Annotated in this window: 17 protein-coding genes and 1 pseudogene; 5 read left to right on the top strand and 13 right to left on the bottom strand. The window is 73.5% G+C overall.

All coding sequences use genetic code 11. From position 1 onward, the window contains the following. Positions 1-25 precede the first annotated feature (25 nt). The 9 genes from C7M71_RS27275 to C7M71_RS27240 form a co-directional block, all read right to left on the bottom strand. The gene (locus C7M71_RS27275) at positions 26-862 is read right to left on the bottom strand and encodes an undecaprenyl-diphosphate phosphatase (protein WP_111491494.1); all 837 of its coding nucleotides are present in this window, start codon (positions 860-862) and stop codon (positions 26-28) included. Positions 863-1,052: 190 nt separating this feature from the next. Next, entirely contained in the window at positions 1,053-1,670 is a 618-nt protein-coding gene (locus tag C7M71_RS27270) for a GTP-binding protein (RefSeq protein ID WP_111491496.1), read from the bottom strand. After that, positions 1,651-2,109: a DUF742 domain-containing protein gene (locus tag C7M71_RS27265; protein WP_111491498.1), complete on the bottom strand. Its 459-nt coding sequence runs from the start codon at positions 2,107-2,109 to the stop codon at positions 1,651-1,653. The genes C7M71_RS27270 and C7M71_RS27265 overlap by 20 nt, the downstream gene beginning before the upstream one ends. A 7-nt stretch (positions 2,110-2,116) precedes the next feature. Next, entirely contained in the window at positions 2,117-2,536 is a 420-nt protein-coding gene (locus C7M71_RS27260; RefSeq protein ID WP_111491500.1) for a roadblock/LC7 domain-containing protein, read from the bottom strand. Next, the gene (locus C7M71_RS27255) at positions 2,533-5,049 is read right to left on the bottom strand and encodes a nitrate- and nitrite sensing domain-containing protein (RefSeq protein WP_162824421.1); all 2,517 of its coding nucleotides are present in this window, start codon (positions 5,047-5,049) and stop codon (positions 2,533-2,535) included. Before C7M71_RS27255 ends, C7M71_RS27260 begins: the two co-directional genes overlap by 4 nt. Positions 5,050-5,269: 220 nt before the next feature. Beyond that, positions 5,270-5,974 carry a carboxyl transferase domain-containing protein gene (locus C7M71_RS32300; RefSeq protein WP_229759246.1) on the bottom strand — a complete coding sequence of 235 codons (705 nt, stop codon included), beginning with the start codon at positions 5,972-5,974 and terminating at the stop codon, positions 5,270-5,272. Then, on the bottom strand, positions 5,941-6,774 hold the full coding sequence (locus C7M71_RS32295) for an acetyl-CoA carboxylase carboxyltransferase subunit beta (protein WP_229758949.1): 834 nt from the start codon (positions 6,772-6,774) through the stop codon (positions 5,941-5,943). The genes C7M71_RS32300 and C7M71_RS32295 overlap by 34 nt, the downstream gene beginning before the upstream one ends. Before the next feature lie 36 nt (positions 6,775-6,810). Then, a complete protein-coding gene (locus C7M71_RS27245) occupies positions 6,811-7,605 on the bottom strand; it encodes an SGNH/GDSL hydrolase family protein (protein ID WP_111494689.1) in 795 nt (264 codons plus the stop codon). A gap of 125 nt (positions 7,606-7,730) precedes the next feature. Further along, a complete protein-coding gene (locus C7M71_RS27240; protein WP_175607753.1) occupies positions 7,731-8,336 on the bottom strand; it encodes a hypothetical protein in 606 nt (201 codons plus the stop codon). Positions 8,337-8,492: 156 nt separating this feature from the next. Between C7M71_RS27240 and C7M71_RS27235 the strand changes: the two genes are divergently transcribed. From C7M71_RS27235 to C7M71_RS31130, 3 genes are all read left to right on the top strand, one after another. Then, on the top strand, positions 8,493-9,641 hold the full coding sequence (locus tag C7M71_RS27235; protein ID WP_111494687.1) for an exonuclease SbcCD subunit D: 1,149 nt from the start codon (positions 8,493-8,495) through the stop codon (positions 9,639-9,641). Then, entirely contained in the window at positions 9,638-12,604 is a 2,967-nt protein-coding gene (locus tag C7M71_RS27230) for an AAA family ATPase (protein WP_114914604.1), read from the top strand. The genes C7M71_RS27235 and C7M71_RS27230 overlap by 4 nt, the downstream gene beginning before the upstream one ends. Positions 12,605-12,951: 347 nt before the next feature. Continuing rightward, positions 12,952-13,116, top strand: coding sequence for a hypothetical protein (locus C7M71_RS31130; RefSeq protein WP_175607752.1), 165 nt, complete (start codon positions 12,952-12,954; stop codon positions 13,114-13,116). 18 nt (positions 13,117-13,134) lie between these two features. On the opposite strand, the gene C7M71_RS27225 is transcribed toward C7M71_RS31130, so the two are convergent. Further along, a complete protein-coding gene (locus C7M71_RS27225; RefSeq protein ID WP_111495561.1) occupies positions 13,135-13,557 on the bottom strand; it encodes a secondary thiamine-phosphate synthase enzyme YjbQ in 423 nt (140 codons plus the stop codon). Between the two features lie 87 nt (positions 13,558-13,644). Between C7M71_RS27225 and C7M71_RS27220 the strand changes: the two genes are divergently transcribed. Beyond that, on the top strand, positions 13,645-14,094 hold the full coding sequence (locus tag C7M71_RS27220; RefSeq protein WP_111495559.1) for a hypothetical protein: 450 nt from the start codon (positions 13,645-13,647) through the stop codon (positions 14,092-14,094). A 12-nt stretch (positions 14,095-14,106) separates the two neighbouring features. Here C7M71_RS27220 and C7M71_RS27215 read toward each other — a convergent pair. From C7M71_RS27215 to C7M71_RS32290, 3 genes and pseudogenes are all read right to left on the bottom strand, one after another. Beyond that, a pseudogene (locus tag C7M71_RS27215) lies at positions 14,107-15,646 on the bottom strand (ATP-dependent DNA ligase). Between the two features lie 111 nt (positions 15,647-15,757). Continuing rightward, entirely contained in the window at positions 15,758-17,431 is a 1,674-nt protein-coding gene (gene pgm, locus C7M71_RS27210; RefSeq protein ID WP_111490041.1) for a phosphoglucomutase (alpha-D-glucose-1,6-bisphosphate-dependent), read from the bottom strand. A gap of 278 nt (positions 17,432-17,709) precedes the next feature. Continuing rightward, positions 17,710-17,976 carry a hypothetical protein gene (locus tag C7M71_RS32290; RefSeq protein WP_111490040.1) on the bottom strand — a complete coding sequence of 89 codons (267 nt, stop codon included), beginning with the start codon at positions 17,974-17,976 and terminating at the stop codon, positions 17,710-17,712. A gap of 661 nt (positions 17,977-18,637) precedes the next feature. Here C7M71_RS32290 and C7M71_RS27200 point away from each other — a divergent pair. Next, positions 18,638-20,380 (top strand): pyruvate dehydrogenase, encoded by a 1,743-nt coding sequence (locus C7M71_RS27200; RefSeq protein ID WP_111490039.1) that lies wholly within the window; start codon positions 18,638-18,640, stop codon positions 20,378-20,380. The last annotated feature ends 126 nt before the right edge of the window (positions 20,381-20,506 follow it).

Raw genomic sequence — 20,506 nt, 5'->3', positions numbered from 1 at the left:
CGCCGGGCCCCGGCGACGCGGCGGGTCAGGCGGTCAGCACATTGGTGGTGAGCAGCCCGAAGAGCAGCAGGCCGACGACGATCCGGTAGACCACGAAGACATTGAAGGAGTGCTTGGCGACGAACTTCAGCAGCCACGCGATGGAGGCGTAGGCGACCACGAAGGAGACCACCGTCCCCACCGCCAGCGGCGCGGCGCTCACCCCGGCGCCGAGGGCGTCCTTGAGCTCGTACAGTCCGGCGCCGGTCAGCGCCGGCAGGCCCAGGAAGAAGGAGAGCCGGGTGGCGGCGACCCGGTCCAGGTCGCGGATGAGCGCGGTGGAGATGGTGGCGCCGGAGCGGGAGAAGCCGGGGAAGAGCAGCGCCAGGATCTGCGAGCTGCCGACCCACATGGCGTCCTTGAAGGTGACGTCCTGCTCGCCGCGCTTGAAGCGGGCCATCTGCTCGGCCACCCACATCACGGCGCTGCCGCCGATCAGCGATCCGGCCACCACCCAGAGCGACGCCAGCGAGCTTTCGATCAGCGGCTTGGCGGCCAGGCCGACCACCACGATCGGGACGGTGGCCCAGATCACCCACCAGGCGAACCGGTAGTCGTGCTCCTGCCGCAGCTCGCGGTGGGCGATGCCGCGGCCCCAGGCGGTGGCGAACCGCACGATGTCGCGGAAGAAGTAGACCAGGACCGCCCCGATCGCGCCGACCTGGATCACGGCGGTGAAGGCGACCACCGAGGCGTCGTTCACCGGGATGCCCATCAGACCTTCGGTGATCTTGAGGTGGCCAGTGGAGGAGACCGGGAGGAACTCGGTCACTCCCTCCACCACTCCCAGAATGACGGCCTGGCCGACACTGATCGCGCTCACGGATCCATCCATCCCTGCGGTGTGACATGACAGGTCCGGACCGCGTGCGAGAGCTCCCCTGGCGGGTGTCGGCGAGCGACCGAGGAGCGCAACGCGGACCGGACGATGCACAGCGTAGGGGTGCCGGGTGAACAGCGTCGTACCGGAAGCCGTACACCCCGGTGCGCCGGGGCCGCCCCCGGCCGGGCCGTCACACCCGGGCGGGCTGCGGCGCGGAGTCGGCGGACCAGCTGGCCTGGGCGTGCTCCACCAGCTTGACCAGCAGTTCCTTGCCGTTCTCCCGGCTGCGGGCGTCGCAGAGCAGCACCGGCACCCGGGGGTCGAGGTCCAGGGCGGCCCGCACCTCCTCGGCGGGGTGGCGGGGGCTGCCGTCGAAGCAGTTGACACCGACCACGAAGGGGATGCCCCGGCGCTCGAAGAAGTCCACCGAGGGGAAGGAGTCCTCCAGCCGGCGGGTGTCGGCGAGGACGACGGCGCCCAGCGCGCCCACCGCCAGCTCGTCCCAGACGAACCAGAAGCGGTCCTGGCCGGGGGTGCCGAAGAGGTACACCGCCAGTCCGGCGCGGATGTCGATCCGGCCGAAGTCCATGGCGACGGTGGTGGTGGACTTGCCCTCCACACCGGTGGTGTCGTCCACCGGGCGGCCGGCCTCGGTGAGCATCTCCTCGGTGCGCAGCGGCTTGATCTCGCTGACCGCGCCCACCAGGGTGGTCTTCCCGACGCCGAAGCCCCCGGCGATCAGGATCTTCAGGGCGATCGGCGGGGCGTCCGGTACTCCGGTCCCGCGGTCAGAGGGCGCGGAGGCCATTGATCACTTCTCTCAGGATGCGTTCGTCGGGGAGCTGGGCGGGCGGAACCGGGCGGGTGACCCGGATGCGGCCGGTCTCGTCGAGGTCGCCGAGCAGCACGCGTACCACGCCCACCGGCAGTCCGGTCGCGGAGCCGATCTCGGCCACGGTGAGCGGCTCGCAGCGGCACATCTCCAGGATGGCGTGGTGCTCCGGGTCGAGGACCGGTCCGCGCTCCGCCTCCGGGTCGGGCTCCTCGGCCCGGTCCACGGTGCTGACCACCGAGACCAGGTCGAAGAAGCTGTCGCCGGTGGGCCGGGTGCGGCCTCGGGTCATCGCGTACGGGCGCACCACCGGCCCGGCGTCGTCGTCGTACCACTGGAGGTCCCAGGAGCCCGGCGACGCGACATCGTGGCCCGAGGCCGGATCGGGCTGCGCCTGTTCGAAGGGGCCGGCCATCGCTGCCTCACCCCCTGGCGGTGGCGGCGGCGTCGGCCCTGGGTTCGGTGCCCAGGTGCTCGCCGACCCGCTTGACCAGCAGGGCCATCTCGTAGGCGATCAGGCCCACGTCGGCCTCGGCGTCGCTGAGCACGGCCAGGCAGCTGCCGTCGCCGGCGGCGGTGACGAAGAGGAACGCCTGGTCGAGCTCGACCATGGTCTGCCGGACGGCTCCGGCCCTGAAGTGGCGTCCGGCTCCCTTGGCGAGGCTGTGGAAGCCGGAGGCCACGGCGGCTAGGTGTTCGGCGTCCTCGCGTCCGAGTGCTCCGGAGGCACCGGTGGCCAGGCCGTCGCTGCTGAGGACGACCGCGTGCCGGATCTCGGCGACCCGGCTCACCAGGTCGTCCAGGAGCCAGTTGAGGTCGCCGGACGGTGTCGCTGCGGTCATCGACCGTTTCCTTCCACTGAAGCGTCTGGTGCGGTATCACCAGGGTTTGTCATTCTTCGGTCCTGGTGCCGGTCGGGCGGCACCAGGCTTCGCGGGGTCCGGGAGTCGCCCCGGCCCCGGCTCAGGCCGCGTTGGAACGATGCCAGGGTGGCCCTGGCCTCCTCCGGGGAGCGTTCGCGGGCGGCCGCGGCCGGCCCGGTCGGCTCCTCGGGGACATCGCGCAGCTGAGGTGCGAGGTTGGCCTGCCGGACCCGCCGGGGCAGCCCCGCCGGGGCGGCTCCGGAGGGCGCCGGCGCCCTGTCCGGGACGGCGGCCACCGGCTCGGGGCGCTCGACCACGGGCTCGGGGCGCTCGACCAGCCGGGTGAGCTTGGTGGAGGTCCGCCGCCGGGGCAGGCCGCCGGGGGTGGGGGCGGGTTCGGTGTCGGCCGGGCGCGGACCGACGTGGTCGTCCTCGTCGGGCGCCGGGGCATGGCCGTCGCCGCCGGGCCCGCCGGGGGCCGATCGTCCGAGGACGGCGAGCTCGGGTTCGGGCGCCGGCACCGCGAGCAGCTCGCGGCGCATCCGGCGGCCCTCGGGGAGGGAGTCCGGGACGCCGTCGGCCCCGTCGGCGGGCCCGGCGGGCGCCTCCGCCAGCAGCTGGCGGGGGATCAGCACCACGGCGGTGGTGCCGCCGTACGGGGAGAGCCGCAGCGAGACCTTGATGCCGTGCCGGCGGGCGAGGCGGCTCACCACGAAGAGGCCGAGCCGGTCGGTGTCGGCGAGGTCGAACTCCTGCTCCTCGGCGAGCCGCAGGTTGGCCTCGGCCATCACCTCGGCGCCCATGCCCAGCCCCCGGTCGTCGACCTCCAGCGCGAAGCCGTTGCCGACGATCTCGCCGTGCACGGTGACCTGGGTGTGCGGCGGGGAGTAGAGGGTGGCATTCTCGACCAGTTCGGCGATCAGGTGGGTGACGTCCGCGACCGCCTGGCCGACCAGTGCGGTGGAGGGGAACTGCCGGACGGTGACCCGGGCGTAGTCCTCGACCTCGCCCACGGCCGCGCGGACCACGTCCACCATGCGCACCGGGCGGCGCCAGTTCCGGCCGGGCGAGCCGCCGGAGAGGATGATCAGGCCCTCGGCGTGGCGGCGCATCCGGGTCGTCAGGTGGTCCAGCTGGAAGAGGCCCTCCAGCTCGGTCGGGTCGTCGGTGCGGCGCTCCATGGAGTCCAGCAGGGTGAGCTGGCGGTGCAGCAGCACCTGGTTGCGGCGGGCCAGGTTGACGAAGACGGCGGAGACGCCCCGGCGCAGCTCGGCCTGCTCGACGGCGGCCTCGACGGCGGTGCGCTGCACGGCGTCGAAGGCGCGGCCGACCTGGTTGATCTCCTGGGTACCGCCGAGGCTCAGCGGCGGGGTCTCGGTGGCGATGTCCACCTGCTCGCCGCGCCGCAGCAGCCGCATCACCTTGGGCAGCCGGACGCCGGCCATCTCCTGGGCGGCGTTGCGCAGCAGCACCAGTTCACGGAGGAGCGAGCGGCCGATGCGCACCGAGACCAGCACCGAGATGACGACGGCGATCAGACCGGCGGAGCCGGTGATGACGCCCTGCCGGATGTCCGACCAGATGGCTGCGTCGGCACGGTGGTTGGAGTTCTCGGTCAGCTTGAGGTTGATCTCGGCGAGGTCCTTGAGGACGTGCCGGGTGGCGGTGTTCCAGTCGGCGGCGCTGACGGCGCTCTTGCCCCGGCCGCCCTTGGCCAGGAAGAGCGTCTCGTAGACGTGCAGGGTGGTCCAGTGGGTGCCGGCGAAGAAGTCGTCGTACAGCTCGCGGTCCTCGGCGACCAGCTCCGAGCGGTACAGGCTGAAGAGCAGCTCATGGGCCTGGATGGTGTGGTCCACCAGGCGGTACTGGAGGTCCGTCGGCCGGGCGGAGCCGCGCAGCCCGGCCATGGCTGCGTCCTCCTGGGAGAGGTACTCGCGGGCGCGGGTGATCTCGGACAGGACGGTGGCCTCACGGGCGGCCTGGCCGGTCGCCGCGCTGCCGAAGGCGGTGCGGAAGCGGAACGTCGGCTCGACGACCTTGTTGTACCGGTCCAGCACCTCGTCCCACGGGAGGACGCCGTCCGAGGCGTCCTTGCGGAGCGTGGCCAGCCGGTCGGTGGCGTCCAGTACGGAGGTCAGCCGGTCGCGCAGCAGCCCGTCGAGGTCGCCGGCGTGCTTGCCGGCCGCCTGCCGGCGCAGCTCCGCGGCGCGGCGGTCGGTCTCGCTCTCGGCGCGGCGCAGGGCCACCGCGGCGATCTGGGATTTGGGGGAGACCAGGTGCTCCACCATGGCGCGGCGTTCGTCCTGGACGGCCGTCCCGAGGTCGACCACCGGACCTCCGAAGCGGTCGACATTGTCCGACAGCTGGGCGAGGCTCCACATCCGGCCGATGGCCGTGAAGGTGGAGAACCCCCAGAGCCCGACCAGCGCCACAATGGGCACCAGGAGCAACGCGATGATCTTCGCGCGGATCGATCTGCTGCGGAAGCGCATGGAGTCCTCGGGGTCCCGGGCGCGTGAGGGCGCACGATCGGGCGCGGGCAAGGCGACCCGCCTGACAGGGCCGTGGCGCATAGGGCCGGTGAATCGGCGTGAGCCTACTACTGCTTCACCACTTGTTCGAAGCCTTCTCAGCGCAGAGCGGTGCGACCCGTCCCGCTTTGCCCGCTATGAACCGCCCAAATCCCCGCAGAACCTCATCTGACGATCCGTCTTATCTCAGCCCCAGACGGCGATATCGGGCCCGCCGGTCGGCCAGTCGGGCCTGCGGATCGCGGTCGGCGAGCCCGGCCAGCTCCTCCTCCAGGACCGCACCGACCCGGCCGAGGAAGGCCGCCGGCTCATCCGCCGCGTCGGGGCACTCCTCCACCAGGCGGTCGGCGATCCCGGCGGCCAGCAGGTCGCGCGACCGCACCCCCTGACGGCGGGCGACCTCGGCCGCCCGGTCGGTGGTCCGGTACAGGATCGCCGAAGCGCCCTCCGGCGGCAGCGGGGAGAGCCAGCCGTGCCGCGCCGCGACCACCCGGTCGGCCGGGAAGAGCGCCAGCGCGCCGCCGCCCGCCCCCTCCCCCAGCAGCAGGCAGACGGTGGGGCTCGGCAGGGTGGTGAGCTCCGCCAGGCAGCGGGCGATCTCCCCGGCCAGCCCGCCCTGCTCGGCGGCGGGTGACAGCGCGGCCCCGGGGGTGTCCACGACCGTCACCAGCGGCAGCCGCAGCTCGGCGGCGATCCGCATCCCCCGCCGGGCCTCGCGCAGCCCCGCCGGACCGAACGGCCCGCTGCGGCTGCGCGCCTCGCGGTCATGGCCGACGACCACGCAGGGCTCCGCCCCGAACCGGGCCAGGGCCAGCTCCAGGCCCTGGTCGCGCTCCCCCGCCCCGGTACCGCTCAGCCGGGTGAGGTCCTCGGCGGCAGTGTCCAGCAGCGCCCGCAGCCCCGGCCGCTCCGGCCGCCGCGACCGCCGGATCGACTCCGCAGCGGACGGCGCCTCCCCCGCCGCCGCCTCCGGGGGCCCGCCCCCGGCCGCCTCGCCACCGCCCGGCCGTTGCGGGCGTCCAGCACCCGCAGCGCCCGGGCCACCACCCCGGCCAGCCGCTCGGGCTCCAGGACCGCGTCGACCAGGCCGTGGGCCAGCAGGTTCTCGGCGGTCTGCACCCCGGGCGGGAACGGCTCGCCGTTCAGCGCCTCGTACACCCGTGGCCCCAGGAAGCCGATCAGCGCCCCGGGCTCGGCCGCCGTGAGATGCCCCAGCGACCCCCAGGAGGCGAGCACCCCGCCCGTGGTGGGGTGGCGCAGATAGACCAGGTAGGGCAGGCCCGCGGCCTTGTGGTCGGCGATGGCACCGGCCGCCTTGACCATCTGGAGGAAGGCGACGGTGCCCTCCTGCATCCGGGTGCCGCCGGAGGCCGGCGAGGCGAGCAGCGGCAGCCGCTCACGGGTGGCCCGCTCCACGGCCCGTACCAGCCGCTCGCCCGCCGCCACGCCGATCGACCCGGCCAGAAAGCCGAACTCGCAGGCCACCAGGGCCGTGCGCCGTCCATGGACGGCGCACTCCCCGGTGACCACCGACTCATCCAGCCCGGTACGCTCCCGGGCCCGCAGCAGATCCGCCCGGTAGTCCGGGTCGGCGGGCAGCCAGGTCACCGGCTCGTCCCAGCTGCGCCAGCTTCCGGCGTCCGCCAGGGCGTCGATGAAGCGGCGCGAGCGGGCTCCACTGTCCAAGGCTGCACACTCTTTCGGTCATGGCCGTACGATGCGTCAGGCCGCGCCGGAGAAGGACGGCAGGTACCCGGAGGCCTGCCCAGAACTGTTGGGGTGGTAGCTCTCGTAGATCGGCAGGGTGGTGCTGTTGAGCCACGAGGAGCCCGAGCAGATCTCGTGGTTGGTGAAGACCCCCCGGACGTCCACGAAGGTGAAGCCGGCGTCGGCGGCCCGCTTGGCGGTCACGGTGGCCAGGTCGTCGGCGGCGGCGTTGATGGCGCTGCGCTTGGTGTCGCCGATCCCGATGATGCAGGAACCGCCGATCTTGTACATGTGCGGGTAGCCGAGCACGACCACACGCGCATTGGGCGCCTTGGCCCTGATGGCGGCGTAGACCGAGTCCAGCTTGCCGGGCAGGGTGCCGGTGATGTAGCTCCGGGCGCTGGAGACCGCGCTGAGACAGGTGCTCTCGGAGTTGAGCACACAGGTCGTCATCACATCGGCGAACCCGGCGTCGTTGCCGCCGACCGAGAGGGAGACCAGGGTGGTGGAGGAGCTGAGGGCGGAGAGCTGGCTGCCCAGCACATCGGCGGTGGTGGCGCCGGAGCAGGCCACGAAGGAGAAGGACGACGGGGAGTGCGAGGCGTTCCACAGGTAGGGGTAGGACTTGGTGCTGCGGTAGCAGCTCCCACTGGAGCTGAGGTAGCTTCCGGCGCCGACGCCTGCGGAGTACGAGTCTCCGAGGGCGACGTACTGACCGCCGGCGGCGACGGCGGTCGGGGCGGTGAAGAGGGTGGCCAATGACAGGACCAGAGCCGCCAGAACGGCGGACGCGACACGGGACGGACGCACGGGGGCCTCCACGGATCCGAATTGGACACACTGTTGATAGCAGCGCCTGACGGTCCATGGATAGTGGGCATGTCAAGGATTGGCCTGAATATCTTTCACCATTCACCTCTACGAGCGAAGATCCTTCAGACGCAGGGGCGGAACTCACACCCACCCGCCGGCAGCTCCTCTATGACCTCGCTGGCCCTGCCGGGCACCTGAAAGAGCGCCACCGCCGCCTGGATCGCAGCCCGGGCCTGCCGTATCCCGGACGCCCCCCAGCCCAGCAGCTCCACCGCCAGCCCGGGGGCCACCAGCAGCCGCCGGTAGTGCCGACCCGACGCCGGGTCGGGCGCCGTCGGCCCCACCGAGCGGAGCGCGGCGGCCATCCGTACCCGGGCACACTCACGACCGCCGTTGGTGGCGCCCACCCGGTCGTACAGATAGCCCACATGGCACGGCCCGTCGATCAGCGCCTGCGCCTCCTCCGCCGCCTCCCGGGCCAGGGCCACCGCCGGATCGCCGCCGTCCTGCGGCTCCAGCGACCCGCCGGGCAGGCCGACGACACCGTCCCGGGGGTTGACCAGGGTGAGCACCCGGCCGTCCGGCGCGAAGAGCCACCCCCAGCACTGCTTGACCGGCAGCCTGCCCGGCACCGGCTCCCCCGGATGCCAGGGCCAGTCCGCGGTCGGACGGCGGCGCACCCGGCCGAGGAGGTCCGCGATCTCACCGCTGTAGTGAGTGCCGTTCATGCGCCCCGATCCCTTCCCGCCGACGGACTGTTGATCTTCCCGGACGGCAGGATCAATGACCAGCGAGCCGACAGGACCCCTACCCTCCGCCACCACCCGCCCACGCTCCGCCACCCGGGCACCAGCTGTCCGACCCTCCCGCTAGGGTCGTTGACCATGCGCCTGCTGCACACCTCCGACTGGCACCTCGGCCGGTCCTTCCACCGGGAGAGCCTGCTCGGGGCCCAACGCGCCTTCCTGGACCACCTGGTGGAGACGGTCCGGACCGAGCGGGTGGACGCCGTGCTGGTCGCCGGGGACGTCTACGACCGGGCGCTGCCCTCACTGGACGCGGTGGCGCTCTTCGACGACGTCCTGCACCGGCTGGCCGACCTCGCCGTACCGGCGGTCTTCATCAGCGGCAACCACGACTCCGCCCGCCGCCTCGGCGTGGCCGCCGGACTGATCGGCCGGGCCGGCATCCATCTGCGCACCGACCCGGCCGGCTGCGCCACCCCGGTCCTGCTGGCCGACGAGCACGGCCCGGTGGCGCTCTACGGCCTGCCGTACCTGGAACCCGCCCTGGTCCGCGCCGACCTCGGGCTCGATCGCGGCGGGCACGCCGCCGTCCTGGGCGCCGCCATGGAGCGGGTCCGCGCCGACCTGGCCGACCGCCCCGCCGGCACCCGCTCCGTGGTACTGGCGCACGCCTTCGTCACCGGCGGGCAGCCCTGCGACAGCGAGCGCGACATCACCGTCGGCGGAGTGGCGAGCGTCCCCGCCTCCGTCTTCGACGGCGTCGACTACACCGCGCTCGGCCATCTGCACGGCTGCCAGACCCTCACCCCCCGGCTGCGCTACAGCGGCTCCCCCCTCGCCTACTCCTTCTCCGAAGCCCGCCAGCGCAAGACCATGTGGCTGGTGGAGCTCGGCGCCGACGGCTCGGTGGCCGCCGAGCGGGTCGACTGCCCGGTCCCCCGCCCCCTCTACTGCCTGCGCGGCCGTCTGGCCGACCTGCTCGCCGACCCCGACCTGGACGCCCACCAGGACTCCTGGATACAGGTCACCCTCACCGACCCGGGCCGCCCCGCCGACCCCATGGAACGGCTCCGGCGCCGCTTCCCGCACACCCTCCAACTGCTCTTCGACCCCGACGAGCGGCCCGAGGACGGCCTCCCCTCCTACGGCGCACGGGTGCGCGGCCGGGCCGACCTGGAGGTCGCCGAGGGCTTCGTCCAGCACGTACGGCCCGGCACCGAACTCCACCCCGCCGAGAGCCGCTGGCTGCGCGAGGCGTTCGAAGCCGTCCGCGAGGACGCCCGATGAGACTCCACTCCCTCACCATCACCGCCTTCGGCCCGTTCGCCGGGACCGAGCAGGTCGACTTCGACACCCTCGCCGCCTCCGGCCTCTTCCTGCTGCGCGGGGCCACCGGCGCCGGCAAGACCAGCGTGCTGGACGCGGTCTGCTTCGCCCTGTACGGCTCCGTACCCGGCGACCGCAGGCCGACCAGGCTGCGCAGCGACCACGCCGACCCCCACCTGCCCACCGAGGTGGTCCTGGATGTGACCCTGGGCGGCCGACGCCTGGAGATCACCCGCCGCCCCGAGCAGCCCCGCCCCAAGAAGCGCGGCGGGGGCGTCACCACCGAGAAGGCGCAGACCCTGCTCCGCGAGTGGAACGGCACCGGCTGGACCGCCGCGAGCAAGTCCCACCAGGAGGTCGGCGAGGAGATCGCCCGGCTGCTCGGGATGAGCCGCGACCAGTTCTGCCAGGTGGTGCTGCTCCCCCAGGGCGACTTCGCCCGCTTTCTGCGCGCCGACGCCACCCAGCGCGCCGACCTGCTGGGCAGGCTCTTCGACACCCGCCGCTTCGGCCAGGTCGAAGAGTGGCTGGCCGACCGGCGCCGCGCCGGCGAGGAACGCCTCCACGCCGCCCAGGACGGACTGCGCCAGCTGATCGCCCGGCTGGACCAGGAGGCCGGCGACCACGCCGAACCACCCCCCGAAGCAACCGACCACGCCCTCGGCTGGGCCGCCGTCCTGCGCTGCGACGCCGACGAGCAGCACACCATCGCCCGGTCCGCCCTCCAGCTGGCCGAGCAGGACCACCTCGAACGCCAGCACCAGAGCACCCGCATCCTCCACCTGGCCGAGCACCAGCGGCGCCACCGCGACGCCCAGCAGCGCGCCCGGGACCTGGCCGCCGCCGCACCCGACCGGGATGCCGACCGCCGACGGCTCACCGCCGCCCGGTCCGCCGCCGTGGTCGAGTCGGCCCTGCGCCTGCACCGCACCGCCGCCGACGCCTACACCGCAGCCGAGCAGCACGAACGCGCGGCCCGAGCAGCCCTCGGCCCCGACCGGGACGCCTCCGTCCAGGAGCTCGCCACCGCCGAGGCCCAGGCACGGGCCGACATCGTCCGGCTGGAGGCGGCCCGCCAGGACGAGCGCCGCCACACCGAGGTCTCAGCCGAGCTCCACCGCCTGGAAGCCGAGTCGCGCGCCGCCGAGGAGCTGCGCCAGGAAGCCGAGCGACGCCTCGCCGACCTCCCCCGCGAAGAGAACCGGCTCCGCGAGCGGCTGACCGCCGCCCAGGAGGGCGCAGCCCTCGCGGAGCAGGCCACCGCCCACCGCCACGAGGCGGAACGCCGACTCACCGCAGCCCAGACCCGCGACGACCTCCTGACCCGGACCCGCCTCGCCGAGACCGACGAAGCCGCCCTCCACCACCTCGCGGCCCAGGCCCGCACCGCCTGGCTGGACCTCCGCGAACAGCGGCTGGACGGCATGGCCGCCGAGCTGGCCGAACGGCTTCGCGACGGCGACCCCTGCCCGGTCTGCGGATCAGCCGCCCACCCCTCCCCCACCCGGCCCTCCCCCACCCGGGTCACCCGCGAGGACGAGCAGGCCGCCCAGACGGCCTTCCATGACGCCGACGCCGCCGCCCAGCGGGCCACCGACACGGTCCGCGCGCTCCGCGAGCAGGCCGCCGCCGCGACCGCCATCGCCGGGGACACCCCGGTCTCGGCCCTCACAGCGGACCTCACCGCCCTGGCAGCCACCCTCACCGCCGCCCTGCACGCCGCCGACGACCTGGTTCCCGCCGAACAGGCCCTGACCCGCCTCGCCGCCGAACGCGAGCAGTACCTGGCCCAGCAGCAGCTCGCCACCACCCGCCAGGCCGCCCACACCGCCCTGCTGGACACCCTGCTCCCCGAACAGCAGGCCCTCACCGACCGGCTGGACCGTGCCCGTGGTGACGCCCCCTCCGTGGCGGAGCGCACCACCCGGCTCACCCACCACGCCGACCGACTGTCCACAGCCGTCACCGCAGCCCGCGAGACCGCCGACGCCGCCGCCCGGCTCAAGGACGCCGACGCCGAGGTCGCCGCCTCCGCCGTCGCCGCCGGCTTCGCCACCCCCTCCGACGCCGCCTCCGCACTGCTGCCCCCCGCCGAACTGGACGCCCTCCAGACCCGGCTGGAGCGCTGGGACAGCGAACAGGCCGCCGTCGACGACCTGCTCCGCAACCCCGACCTGCTCTCCGCCGCCGCCCACCCCCCAGCCGACCCCACCTCGGCCCAGACCGCCCTGGAGGCCGCCACCACCCGCCTGCGCACCGCCGCCGCCACCGAGGCAGCCGCCCGCCGCCGCCGCACCGAACTGCACCGCCTGGGCACCGAGTTGACCACCCGAGCCACCACCCTGGCCCCCGCCCTCGCCGAACAGACCCGGATCAGCCGCCTCTCCCAGCTGGCCTCCGGCACCAGCAGCGACAACCGGCTGCGGATGCGCCTGGAGTCCTATGTCCTCGCCGCCCGCCTGGAACAGGTGGCCGCCGCCGCCAGCAGCCGCCTGGTCCGCATGTCCGGTGGCCGCTACACCCTCGTCCACAGCGACGGCAAGGCAGCGGGCACCCGGCGCTCCGGACTCTCACTCCGCGTGGTGGACGCCTGGACCGGCACAGAACGGGACACCGCCACCCTCTCCGGCGGCGAGAGCTTCTTCGCCTCCCTGGCACTCGCCCTCGGCCTGGCCGACGTGGTCACCGACGAAGCCGGTGGCATGCCCCTGGACACCCTCTTCATCGACGAGGGCTTCGGCACCCTGGACGAACACGCCCTCGAAGAGGTCCTCGACGTCCTGGACGGCCTCCGCGAACGGGACCGCGCCGTCGGCATCGTCAGCCACGTCGCCGACCTCCGCCACCGCATCCCCGCCCAACTCCTCGTCCACAAGGGCCGCCACGGCTCCACCCTCCACCCCACCAGCCCCGAAGCCCCCTGACAGCAGCCCGAGCACCCACACCAGCCACCCACCAGGCACAGGGGAGCCGACGGGGAGAGATGGGGAACCCCACCAGCCCCGAAGCCCCCTGACCGAAGCCGGAGCACCCACCCCAACCACCCACAGACCCTCCCCCCACCGGGCGGAGGGTGGCGGACGGGTAGGGGTGGGGGGTCCCGGACACTCAGGAGGATGCCGACGGTTCCCCCGGAGCGAGGAACGAGCGCAGGGGGACACCGGCGAGCACCGGACGTCCGGGACCCCCCACCCCGGACCGGCCGACACCCGCACCAGCCCAACAACCCCAACCACCCACGCAGCACCACGACCCGTCAAGGAGCACGCCCATGCCCCACCCCGACCCGGCCGACGACCCGGCCCACGACCCGGCCCCCTTCGCGGACTGCGTCCTCTGCGGCGCCCCCACCGAGCACCCCGCCACCCTCCCCGGCACCCCCCTCTGCCCGCTCTGCACCTGGCAACAGGCCCAGCGCAGCGCCTGCTCCGGCTGACCCCGCCCCGATTCCCGATCACCCCAGAAAAGAGAGCCGCACCGTACGACGCGGATTGTCCCGATTGGTATCCACCAGCACCACGGACTGCCACGTCCCCAACACCAGCCGTCCCGCCACCACCGGCAGCGTGGCATGCGGCGGCACCAGCGCGGGCAGCACATGGTCACGCCCATGCCCGGGACTGCCGTGCCGGTGGCGCCACCGGTCATCCGCCGGCAGCAGTTCCCGGAGCGCGGCCAGCAGATCGTCGTCGCTGCCCGCCCCCGTCTCGATCACGGCAATCCCCGCCGTGGCATGCGGCACAAAGACGTTCAGCAGACCGTCGCGGCCCGCCGCCACCTCGCCGAGGAAGGCGGCGCAGCGTTCGGTGATGTCCACCGCCGCCTCCTGGGAGCCGGTGGTGAGGTCAAAGGTTCGGGTGAGGAATGTGTCGGCCATGGACCCATGGTGTCCCCTGCGGGCCGAGCCGGGCGGTCGGCACACGGAGCCCGGCGTGCCGTGCCCGGCGTGGGGTAGGGGTGTGGCGTGGGTCAGCGGGATGGACGGTCGTCGGTCGACGGCGAGCACCGCCGGCCGCCCGGTACGCCGGATCTGGCGGTGACGGCGGCGGGACGGTTCTCCGAGGCGCTGGAGCGGCTGGAGCGGGCCCGTGGTGCCCTGTACGACTTCCATCAGCTGGTGGGCAGGGCCGACGCGCTGCTGGACGAGGTGGTGGAGGCGCTGGACAGCCTCGGCCGCGATGCGCTCGCCGCCGAGGTGCGGCGGGAGCTGATCGGCCGCAATGTGCTCTCCGGGCGCTGGACCTACCAGGTGGTGGAGGAGTTCGACGACGGTTACTACGCGGTGTTCCGCTCGCTGGAGGAGAAGGCCCGCCGGGAACTGGTGGGCGGGCGGCGGCATGTCCACGAGGCCGAGATGAAGGAGCGCCGGCGCACCGCCGGCCACCCCGGGCACGAGGCCCTCCCAGAGGACTGAGACCCGGCCCCGTCACAACCCCTCAGCCGCCAGCTCCCGGACCGTGTCCACCGTGTCCGCCTCCTCCGGCCCCTTGTCATCCCGGTACCGCAGCACCCGGGCGAAGCGCAGCGCGAGCCCCGCCGGGTAACGAGGACTGCGCTGGAGCCCGTCGAAGGCCACCTCCACCACCAGCTCCGGCCGGACCCGCACCACCCACGCCGAGCGCCCCACCTCCCGCCTCAGCAGTTCCTCGGTCTGCCACGCCAGCAGCTCATCCGTCAGCCCCTTGAACGTCTTCCCCAACATCACCCAACCCCCTCCACACCCCCTCCCCACCACCCCGCGCCCCCAGATGCAGATTGCTCAACCACCCCCGTCGCCGCCCATGCCCCCACTCGGCGGCCAGCACCACCAGATCCAGCGTGTGCCGTGGCTTGGCCTTGATCCACCCCGCGCCTCGCCGCCCGGCCGCATACGGCGCGGCGGGGTCCTTGACCACCACGCCCTCGTGCCCATGGGCCAGGGCGTCCCGGAAGAAGGCATGCGCCTCGTCCACGTCACCCGTGACCGTCCGAGGCACCCGCAGCGCCTCCGGGACCGTCCCCGCCAGAGCGTCCCAGCGCTGCTCACCGGGCAGGTCCAGCAGGTCCTGGCCATCACGGTGCAGCAGGTCGAAGAAGAAGACATGCAGCGGCACCTCGGCCCGGAGCCGCTCCGGGTCCTGCCGCGACGCCGTACGGGCCGCCGTGACCTGGAAGGGCCGAGGCCGCCCGTCCGGCCCCAGGGCAATCGCTTCGCCGTCCAGCACCGCCGACCGCACCGGAAGCGCGGCGGCGGCCTCCACCACCTCGGGCACCCGGGCCGTGATCTCGTCCAGGCTGCGTGTGAAGACCGCGACGCCGTCACCTTCCCGGTGCACCTGCACCCGGATCCCGTCGATTTTCCACTCCAGGGCGGCCGGCCGGACCCGTTCCAGCGCGGCGGTGACATCGGGCGCCGAGGCGGCGAGCATCGGCCGTACCGGACGCCCCACCTCCAGCCCGAAGGCGGCCAGCGCCGCCGCTCCCCCGGTGAGCGCCGCCGCCGCGACGGCCCGCGCCGAGCCCCGGAACATCAGCGCCCTGCGCACCGCAGCCACCGGCACCCCCGCCGCCCTGGCCACGGCATCCCCGATCAGCGCGTCCAGCGCACCCTGGCGCAGCTCGCCGACCAGCACCCCACTCAGGAACCCCTGCTCCTCCTCGGTGGCCCGGGCGAAGAGGCCGTGCAGCAGCCGCCGCCGCTCCGCCTGGGCGCCGGGGCCATGGACGGCGGCGATCCTGGCCAGGGCGTCCTCCGTCTCACGCACGCCCAGCTCCGGCTGCCCGGCCGGGTCGGGCAGGTCCCGCAGGGCGGCCGGTCCGACGCCGACCCGCAGCCGCCGTGCCTCGCCCGACAGCAGGGCGACGGCGGCGGGCGCCTCCTCGGGGCCGAGTTCCCGCAGGCACTCCGCAAGCAGGCCGATCTTGGCATTGCGGGCCGGCTCGGCAGCGACGGCCCGGGACGCGGCGGCCAGCCCATGGAGCAGCATGGGCGCGTCCCCCGGACCGCCCAGACCAGCCGACCCACTCTCCATCAGCCCGTCCTCTCCATCAGGCCGTCCTCTCCATCAGCCCGTCCTCTCCATCAGCCCGCCCTCTCCTCAGCCCGCCCCACCCAGCGCCCCCGAGACCAGCGCCCTGGCCTCCTCCTGCACCCGGACCAGATGGTCGGCCCCCTGGAAGCTCTCGGCATAGATCTTGTAGACGTCCTCGGTGCCGGAGGGCCGGGCCGCGAACCAGGCGCTCTCGGTGCAGACCTTGAGCCCGCCGAGGGCGGCGCCGTTGCCGGGGGCCTCGGTGAGGACGGCGGTGATCGGTTCGCCCGCCAGCTCGCTCGCGGTGACCTGCGACGGCGACAGCCTGGCCAGCACCGCCTTCTCCTCCCGGGAGGCGGGTGCGTCGACCCGGGCGTAGGCGGGGTCGCCGAAGCGGGCGGTGAGTTCGGCGTAGTGCCGGGAGGGGGTGGAGCCGGTGACGGCGGTGATCTCGGAGGCGAGCAGGGCCAGCAGGATGCCGTCCTTGTCAGTGGTCCACACCCGCCCGTCGCGGCGCAGGAAGGAGGCTCCGGCGGACTCCTCGCCGCCGAACCCGAGGGAGCCGTCGCCCAGCCCGTCGACAAACCACTTGAAGCCCACCGGGACCTCCACCAGCCGCCGCCCCAGGTCGGCCGCCACCCGGTCGATCATGGAGGAGGAGACCAGCGTCTTGCCGACCCCGGCGCCGCTCGGCCAGTCGGCCCGCCGGGTGAAGAGGTAGCGGATGGCGACGGCCAGGTAGTGGTTGGGGTTCATCAGGCCGCCGTCGGGGGTGACGATGCCATGCCGGTCGGCGTCGGCGTCATTGCCGGTGGCGACGGTGTACGCGTCGCGCTGCCCGATCAGCGAGGCCATGGCGTACGGGGAGGAGCAGTCCATGCGGATCTTGCCGTCCCAGTCCAGGGTCATAAACCGCCAGGTGGGGTCGGCCAGCGGGTTGACCACGGTGAGGTCCAGGCGGTGGCGTTCGGCGATCCGGGCCCAGTAGGCGACCGAGGCGCCTCCGAGCGGGTCGGCGCCGATCCGCACTCCGGCCTGCCGCACGGCGTCCAGGTCGAGCACGGCGGGCAGGTCGTCCACATAGCGGCCGAGGAAGTCGTACCGGCCGGTGGTGTCGGCGGCCAGCGCCCGGGCGTAGGAGATGCGGCGGACCTCCTTGAGGCCGCCCTCGATCAGCGCGTTGGCCCGGTCCTGGATCCAGGAGGTGGCGTCAGAGCCGGCCGGGCCGCCGTGCGGCGGGTTGTACTTGAAGCCGCCGTCGGCGGGTGGGTTGTGGGACGGGGTCACCACGATGCCGTCGGCCGCCCCACTAGAGCCCCGGCCCCGGCCCCAGCCCCCCTCCCCGTCCCGATTGTGGGTGAGGATGGCGTGCGAGACGGCCGGGGTGGGGGTGTAGCCGTCCGCAGCGTCGATCAGTACGGTGACGCCGTTGGCGGCCAGGACCTCCAGGGCGGTGACCCGGGCCGGTTCGGAGAGGGCGTGGGTGTCGGCGCCGAGGAAGAGCGGCCCGTCGATGCCCTGGGCGGCCCGGTAGTCGCAGATCGCCTGGCTGGTGGCCGCGATGTGGTCCTCGTTGAAGGCGGCGTTCAGGGCGGAGCCCCGGTGGCCCGAGGTGCCGAAGGCGACCCGCTGGGCGGGCTCGCCCGGGTCGGGGTGCAGGGCGTAGTAGGCCGTGACCAGCCGGGCCACGTCCACCAGGTCTCCGGGCTGCGCCGGCTGCCCGGCCCGCTCGTGCACCATTGGGTCTCCTCGGTCCTGGCCCGTGGGAGGGCCGTCGTCGGTGGGCCCGCCACCGAACGCTGCCGGAGCACACCGGCACTCCGACGGGGGTCACCGGCGGTCGGGGCAGGACGCGCCGTGATCCATGCCCAGCTTGCGGAGGATCGACTCCTGGCGCGCGCCGCGTTGCGGCAGAAGGCGGCTCCGGCGCGGCGCGGCCGGGCACGCCGGGCACGCCGGGCACGCCGACGGCCCGGTGGACCGTGTGGTCCACCGGGCCGTCGGCCGCAGTCCGGGAGCTAGCTCCGGCCTCCGAAGAGGCTGCGCCGCAGCCGCCGGAGCGGTGCGAGCAGCGAGACCCGGGCACTACGGCTCGGGGCTGCCGGTGTACTCATACCGCGAGGTGTGAGCTCCCTTATCAGGCCCGCCGCGTCGGCGGTGTCGACCGCCGGAAGCGCAGGGGCGCCCAGCACCGCCAGGTGGCGGTCGACGCGCCGACCCGTTGCACCGACTCCGCACTGGATCGCCGGTACGCGGGGCCTGCTGCGCACATGCATCTGTTCCATGAGACTTCCCACCCCTACGAGGCGCCAGGGCCGTGGGCGAAGACTACCCGTGCAAGGCGGCCGTCACACAACCGTCCCTGTGAATGGCCACCGTACCGTGCGGCAGCAACTGCCGTGCGGCCAGGGGCGACTGAGGCTTTACGGCACCCCGCCGAGCGGTGCGTCGGACCGCCGCCGAACCCGCCCCAGCAGCAGGCAGGCGTCCAGCGAAGGGCCGCGCACCCTCCGTCACCGACAGTTCAGAAGGTGAACACAACGTAGGGATTGACGCCTGCGAAACATGAAAGCAATATAGGCATCAGCACTGTAGGGCAAAGGCCCGGCCAGCCATCGTTCGAATGCTGAAGCCAGCACTACAGCGCTGCCAGGACATCCGACGCCGACCGCGAGTCGCTGTCCGGCCCTCTCGACGCTGCGGGGGCCAGACTCCCGGTGGTGTACGGACCGGCGGTCGGCCGTTGAGGGTCGGCCGGACCGCCACGCACGGTCGTCGGTGCCGCGCCCCGCACTGGTGCGGCACCGACGGTCGTATGCGCCCCTCCCCCGCGCTCTCCCCTCCCCTCCTTCTTTCGGCCGCACCGGGCGGCCTCTCCGGTGGCACCGTCCCCCCGCGCATGCGGGGATGGGCACGGTGCCCACCGCCCCCGCCCGGAGGTTCCCGATGGCCAAGCAGACCGTTGCCGAGCAGTTCGTCGAGGTCCTGGTGCGGGCAGGTGTGCAGCGCCTGTACGGCGTCGTCGGCGACAGCCTCAACCCGGTGGTGGACGCCGTCCGCCGCCATCGCGGCATCGACTGGGTCCAGGTCCGCCACGAGGAGACCGCCGCCTTCGCCGCCGGGGCCGAGGCACAGATCGGCGGGCGGCTGGGGGCGTGCGCGGGCTCCTGCGGACCCGGCAATCTGCACCTGATCAACGGCCTGTACGACGCCCACCGGTCCATGGCGCCGGTGCTGGCCCTGGCCTCCCACATCCCCAGCAGCGAGATCGGCACCGCGTACTTCCAGGAGACCCACCCGGAGCAGCTGTTCCGCGAGTGCAGCCACTACTGCGAACTGGTCTCCACCGCCGGGCAGCTGCCCCGGGTGCTCCAGACCGCCGTGCAGCACGCCGTGGGGCTCGGCGGGGTGGCGGTGATCGCGCTGCCCGGTGATGTGGCGGCCCAGCCGGCCCCGGAGCGGGCCAGCGAGCACGCCCTGGTCACCCGCCGGCCGCTGGTCCGCCCCGGCGAGTCCGACCTGGACGCGCTGACCCGGCTGGTGGACGCCGCCGGCAAGGTGACCCTCTTCTGCGGCAGCGGCACGGCCGGTTCGCACGCCGAGGTGATGGCCTTCGCCGAACGGGTCAAGGCACCGGTCGGCCACGCCCTACGCGGCAAGGAGTTCATCCAGTACGACAACCCGTATGACGTGGGGATGTCCGGACTGCTCGGCTATGGCGCGGCATACGAGGCGATGCACGAGTGTGACCTGCTGCTCCTGCTGGGCACCGACTTCCCGTACAACGCCTTCCTGCCGGACGATGTACGGATCGCCCAGGTCGATGTACGGGCCGAGCACCTGGGGCGGCGCTCCCGGCTGGACCTGGCGGTCTGGGGCGATGTGGGCGAGACGCTGCGCTGCCTCACCCCCCTGGTGAAGGAGAAGACCAACCGGCGGTTCCTGGACGGGATGCTGAAGAAGCACAGCGACGCCCTGGAGGGCGTGGTCGGCGCCTACACCCGCAAGGTGGAGAAGCATGTGCCGATCCACCCCGAGTATGTGGCGGCGGTGCTGGACGAGGAGGCGGCGGAGGACGCGGTCTTCACCGTGGACACCGGGATGTGCAACGTCTGGGCGGCCCGCTACCTCACCCCCAACGGCCGGCGCCGGGTGATCGGCTCCTTCACCCATGGCTCGATGGCCAACGCCCTGCCGCAGGCGATCGGCGCCCAGTTCCTGGACCGGCGGCGGCAGGTGGTGTCGATGTCCGGGGACGGCGGGTTCTCCATGCTGATGGGCGACTTCCTGACGCTGGTCCAGTACGACCTGCCGGTGAAGGTGGTGCTCTTCGACAACTCCTCGCTGGGCCTGGTGGAACTGGAGATGCTGGTGTCCGGGCTGCCGTCGTTCGGCACCCGCTACCGCAACCCGGACTTCGCGGCGGTGGCGGAGGCATGCGGCGCCTTCGGGGTGCGGGTGGAGAAGCCCAAGGAGCTGCGGAGCGCCCTGCGGGCGGCGCTGAAGCACCGGGGACCGGCGCTGGTGGACGTGGTGACCGACCCCAATGCGCTCTCCATCCCGCCGAAGATCACCGGCGAGCAGGTGAGCGGCTTCGCGCTGTCGATGGGGCGGATGGTGCTGGAGGGCGGCGTCGGCCGGATGGTGCAGATGGCCCGCTCCAACCTGCGCAACATCCCCCGCCCCTGACCCACCGCCACCACCGCCCGCCCCCACCACCCACTGCCACCCGGCGACATCCGGCAACACCCCCGGCGCCAGCCGGCGACGTCCCCGACCCTTCCCGACCGTCCCCGACCGTTCCCGACCGTTCCC

It is taken from the genome of Peterkaempfera bronchialis, from assembly GCF_003258605.2.
Classification (GTDB): domain Bacteria; phylum Actinomycetota; class Actinomycetes; order Streptomycetales; family Streptomycetaceae; genus Peterkaempfera; species Peterkaempfera bronchialis.
Note: the sequence above shows the minus strand (reverse complement) of the source record. Positions and strands in the feature narration are given on the sequence as shown.

Coding starts and splice junctions, on each gene's coding strand:
- C7M71_RS27225 (WP_111495561.1), bottom strand. CDS start 13,557: ATGGCCGACACATTCCTCACCCGAACCTTTGACCTCACCACCGGCTCC.
- C7M71_RS27270 (WP_111491496.1), bottom strand. CDS start 1,670: ATGGCCTCCGCGCCCTCTGACCGCGGGACCGGAGTACCGGACGCCCCG.
- C7M71_RS27235 (WP_111494687.1), top strand. CDS start 8,493: ATGCGCCTGCTGCACACCTCCGACTGGCACCTCGGCCGGTCCTTCCAC.
- C7M71_RS27230 (WP_114914604.1), top strand. CDS start 9,638: ATGAGACTCCACTCCCTCACCATCACCGCCTTCGGCCCGTTCGCCGGG.
- pgm (WP_111490041.1), bottom strand. CDS start 17,431: ATGGTGCACGAGCGGGCCGGGCAGCCGGCGCAGCCCGGAGACCTGGTG.
- C7M71_RS27255 (WP_162824421.1), bottom strand. CDS start 5,049: ATGCGCTTCCGCAGCAGATCGATCCGCGCGAAGATCATCGCGTTGCTC.
- C7M71_RS27200 (WP_111490039.1), top strand. CDS start 18,638: ATGGCCAAGCAGACCGTTGCCGAGCAGTTCGTCGAGGTCCTGGTGCGG.
- C7M71_RS27265 (WP_111491498.1), bottom strand. CDS start 2,109: ATGGCCGGCCCCTTCGAACAGGCGCAGCCCGATCCGGCCTCGGGCCAC.
- C7M71_RS27240 (WP_175607753.1), bottom strand. CDS start 8,336: ATGAACGGCACTCACTACAGCGGTGAGATCGCGGACCTCCTCGGCCGG.
- C7M71_RS31130 (WP_175607752.1), top strand. CDS start 12,952: ATGCCCCACCCCGACCCGGCCGACGACCCGGCCCACGACCCGGCCCCC.
- C7M71_RS27260 (WP_111491500.1), bottom strand. CDS start 2,536: ATGACCGCAGCGACACCGTCCGGCGACCTCAACTGGCTCCTGGACGAC.
- C7M71_RS32290 (WP_111490040.1), bottom strand. CDS start 17,976: ATGGAACAGATGCATGTGCGCAGCAGGCCCCGCGTACCGGCGATCCAG.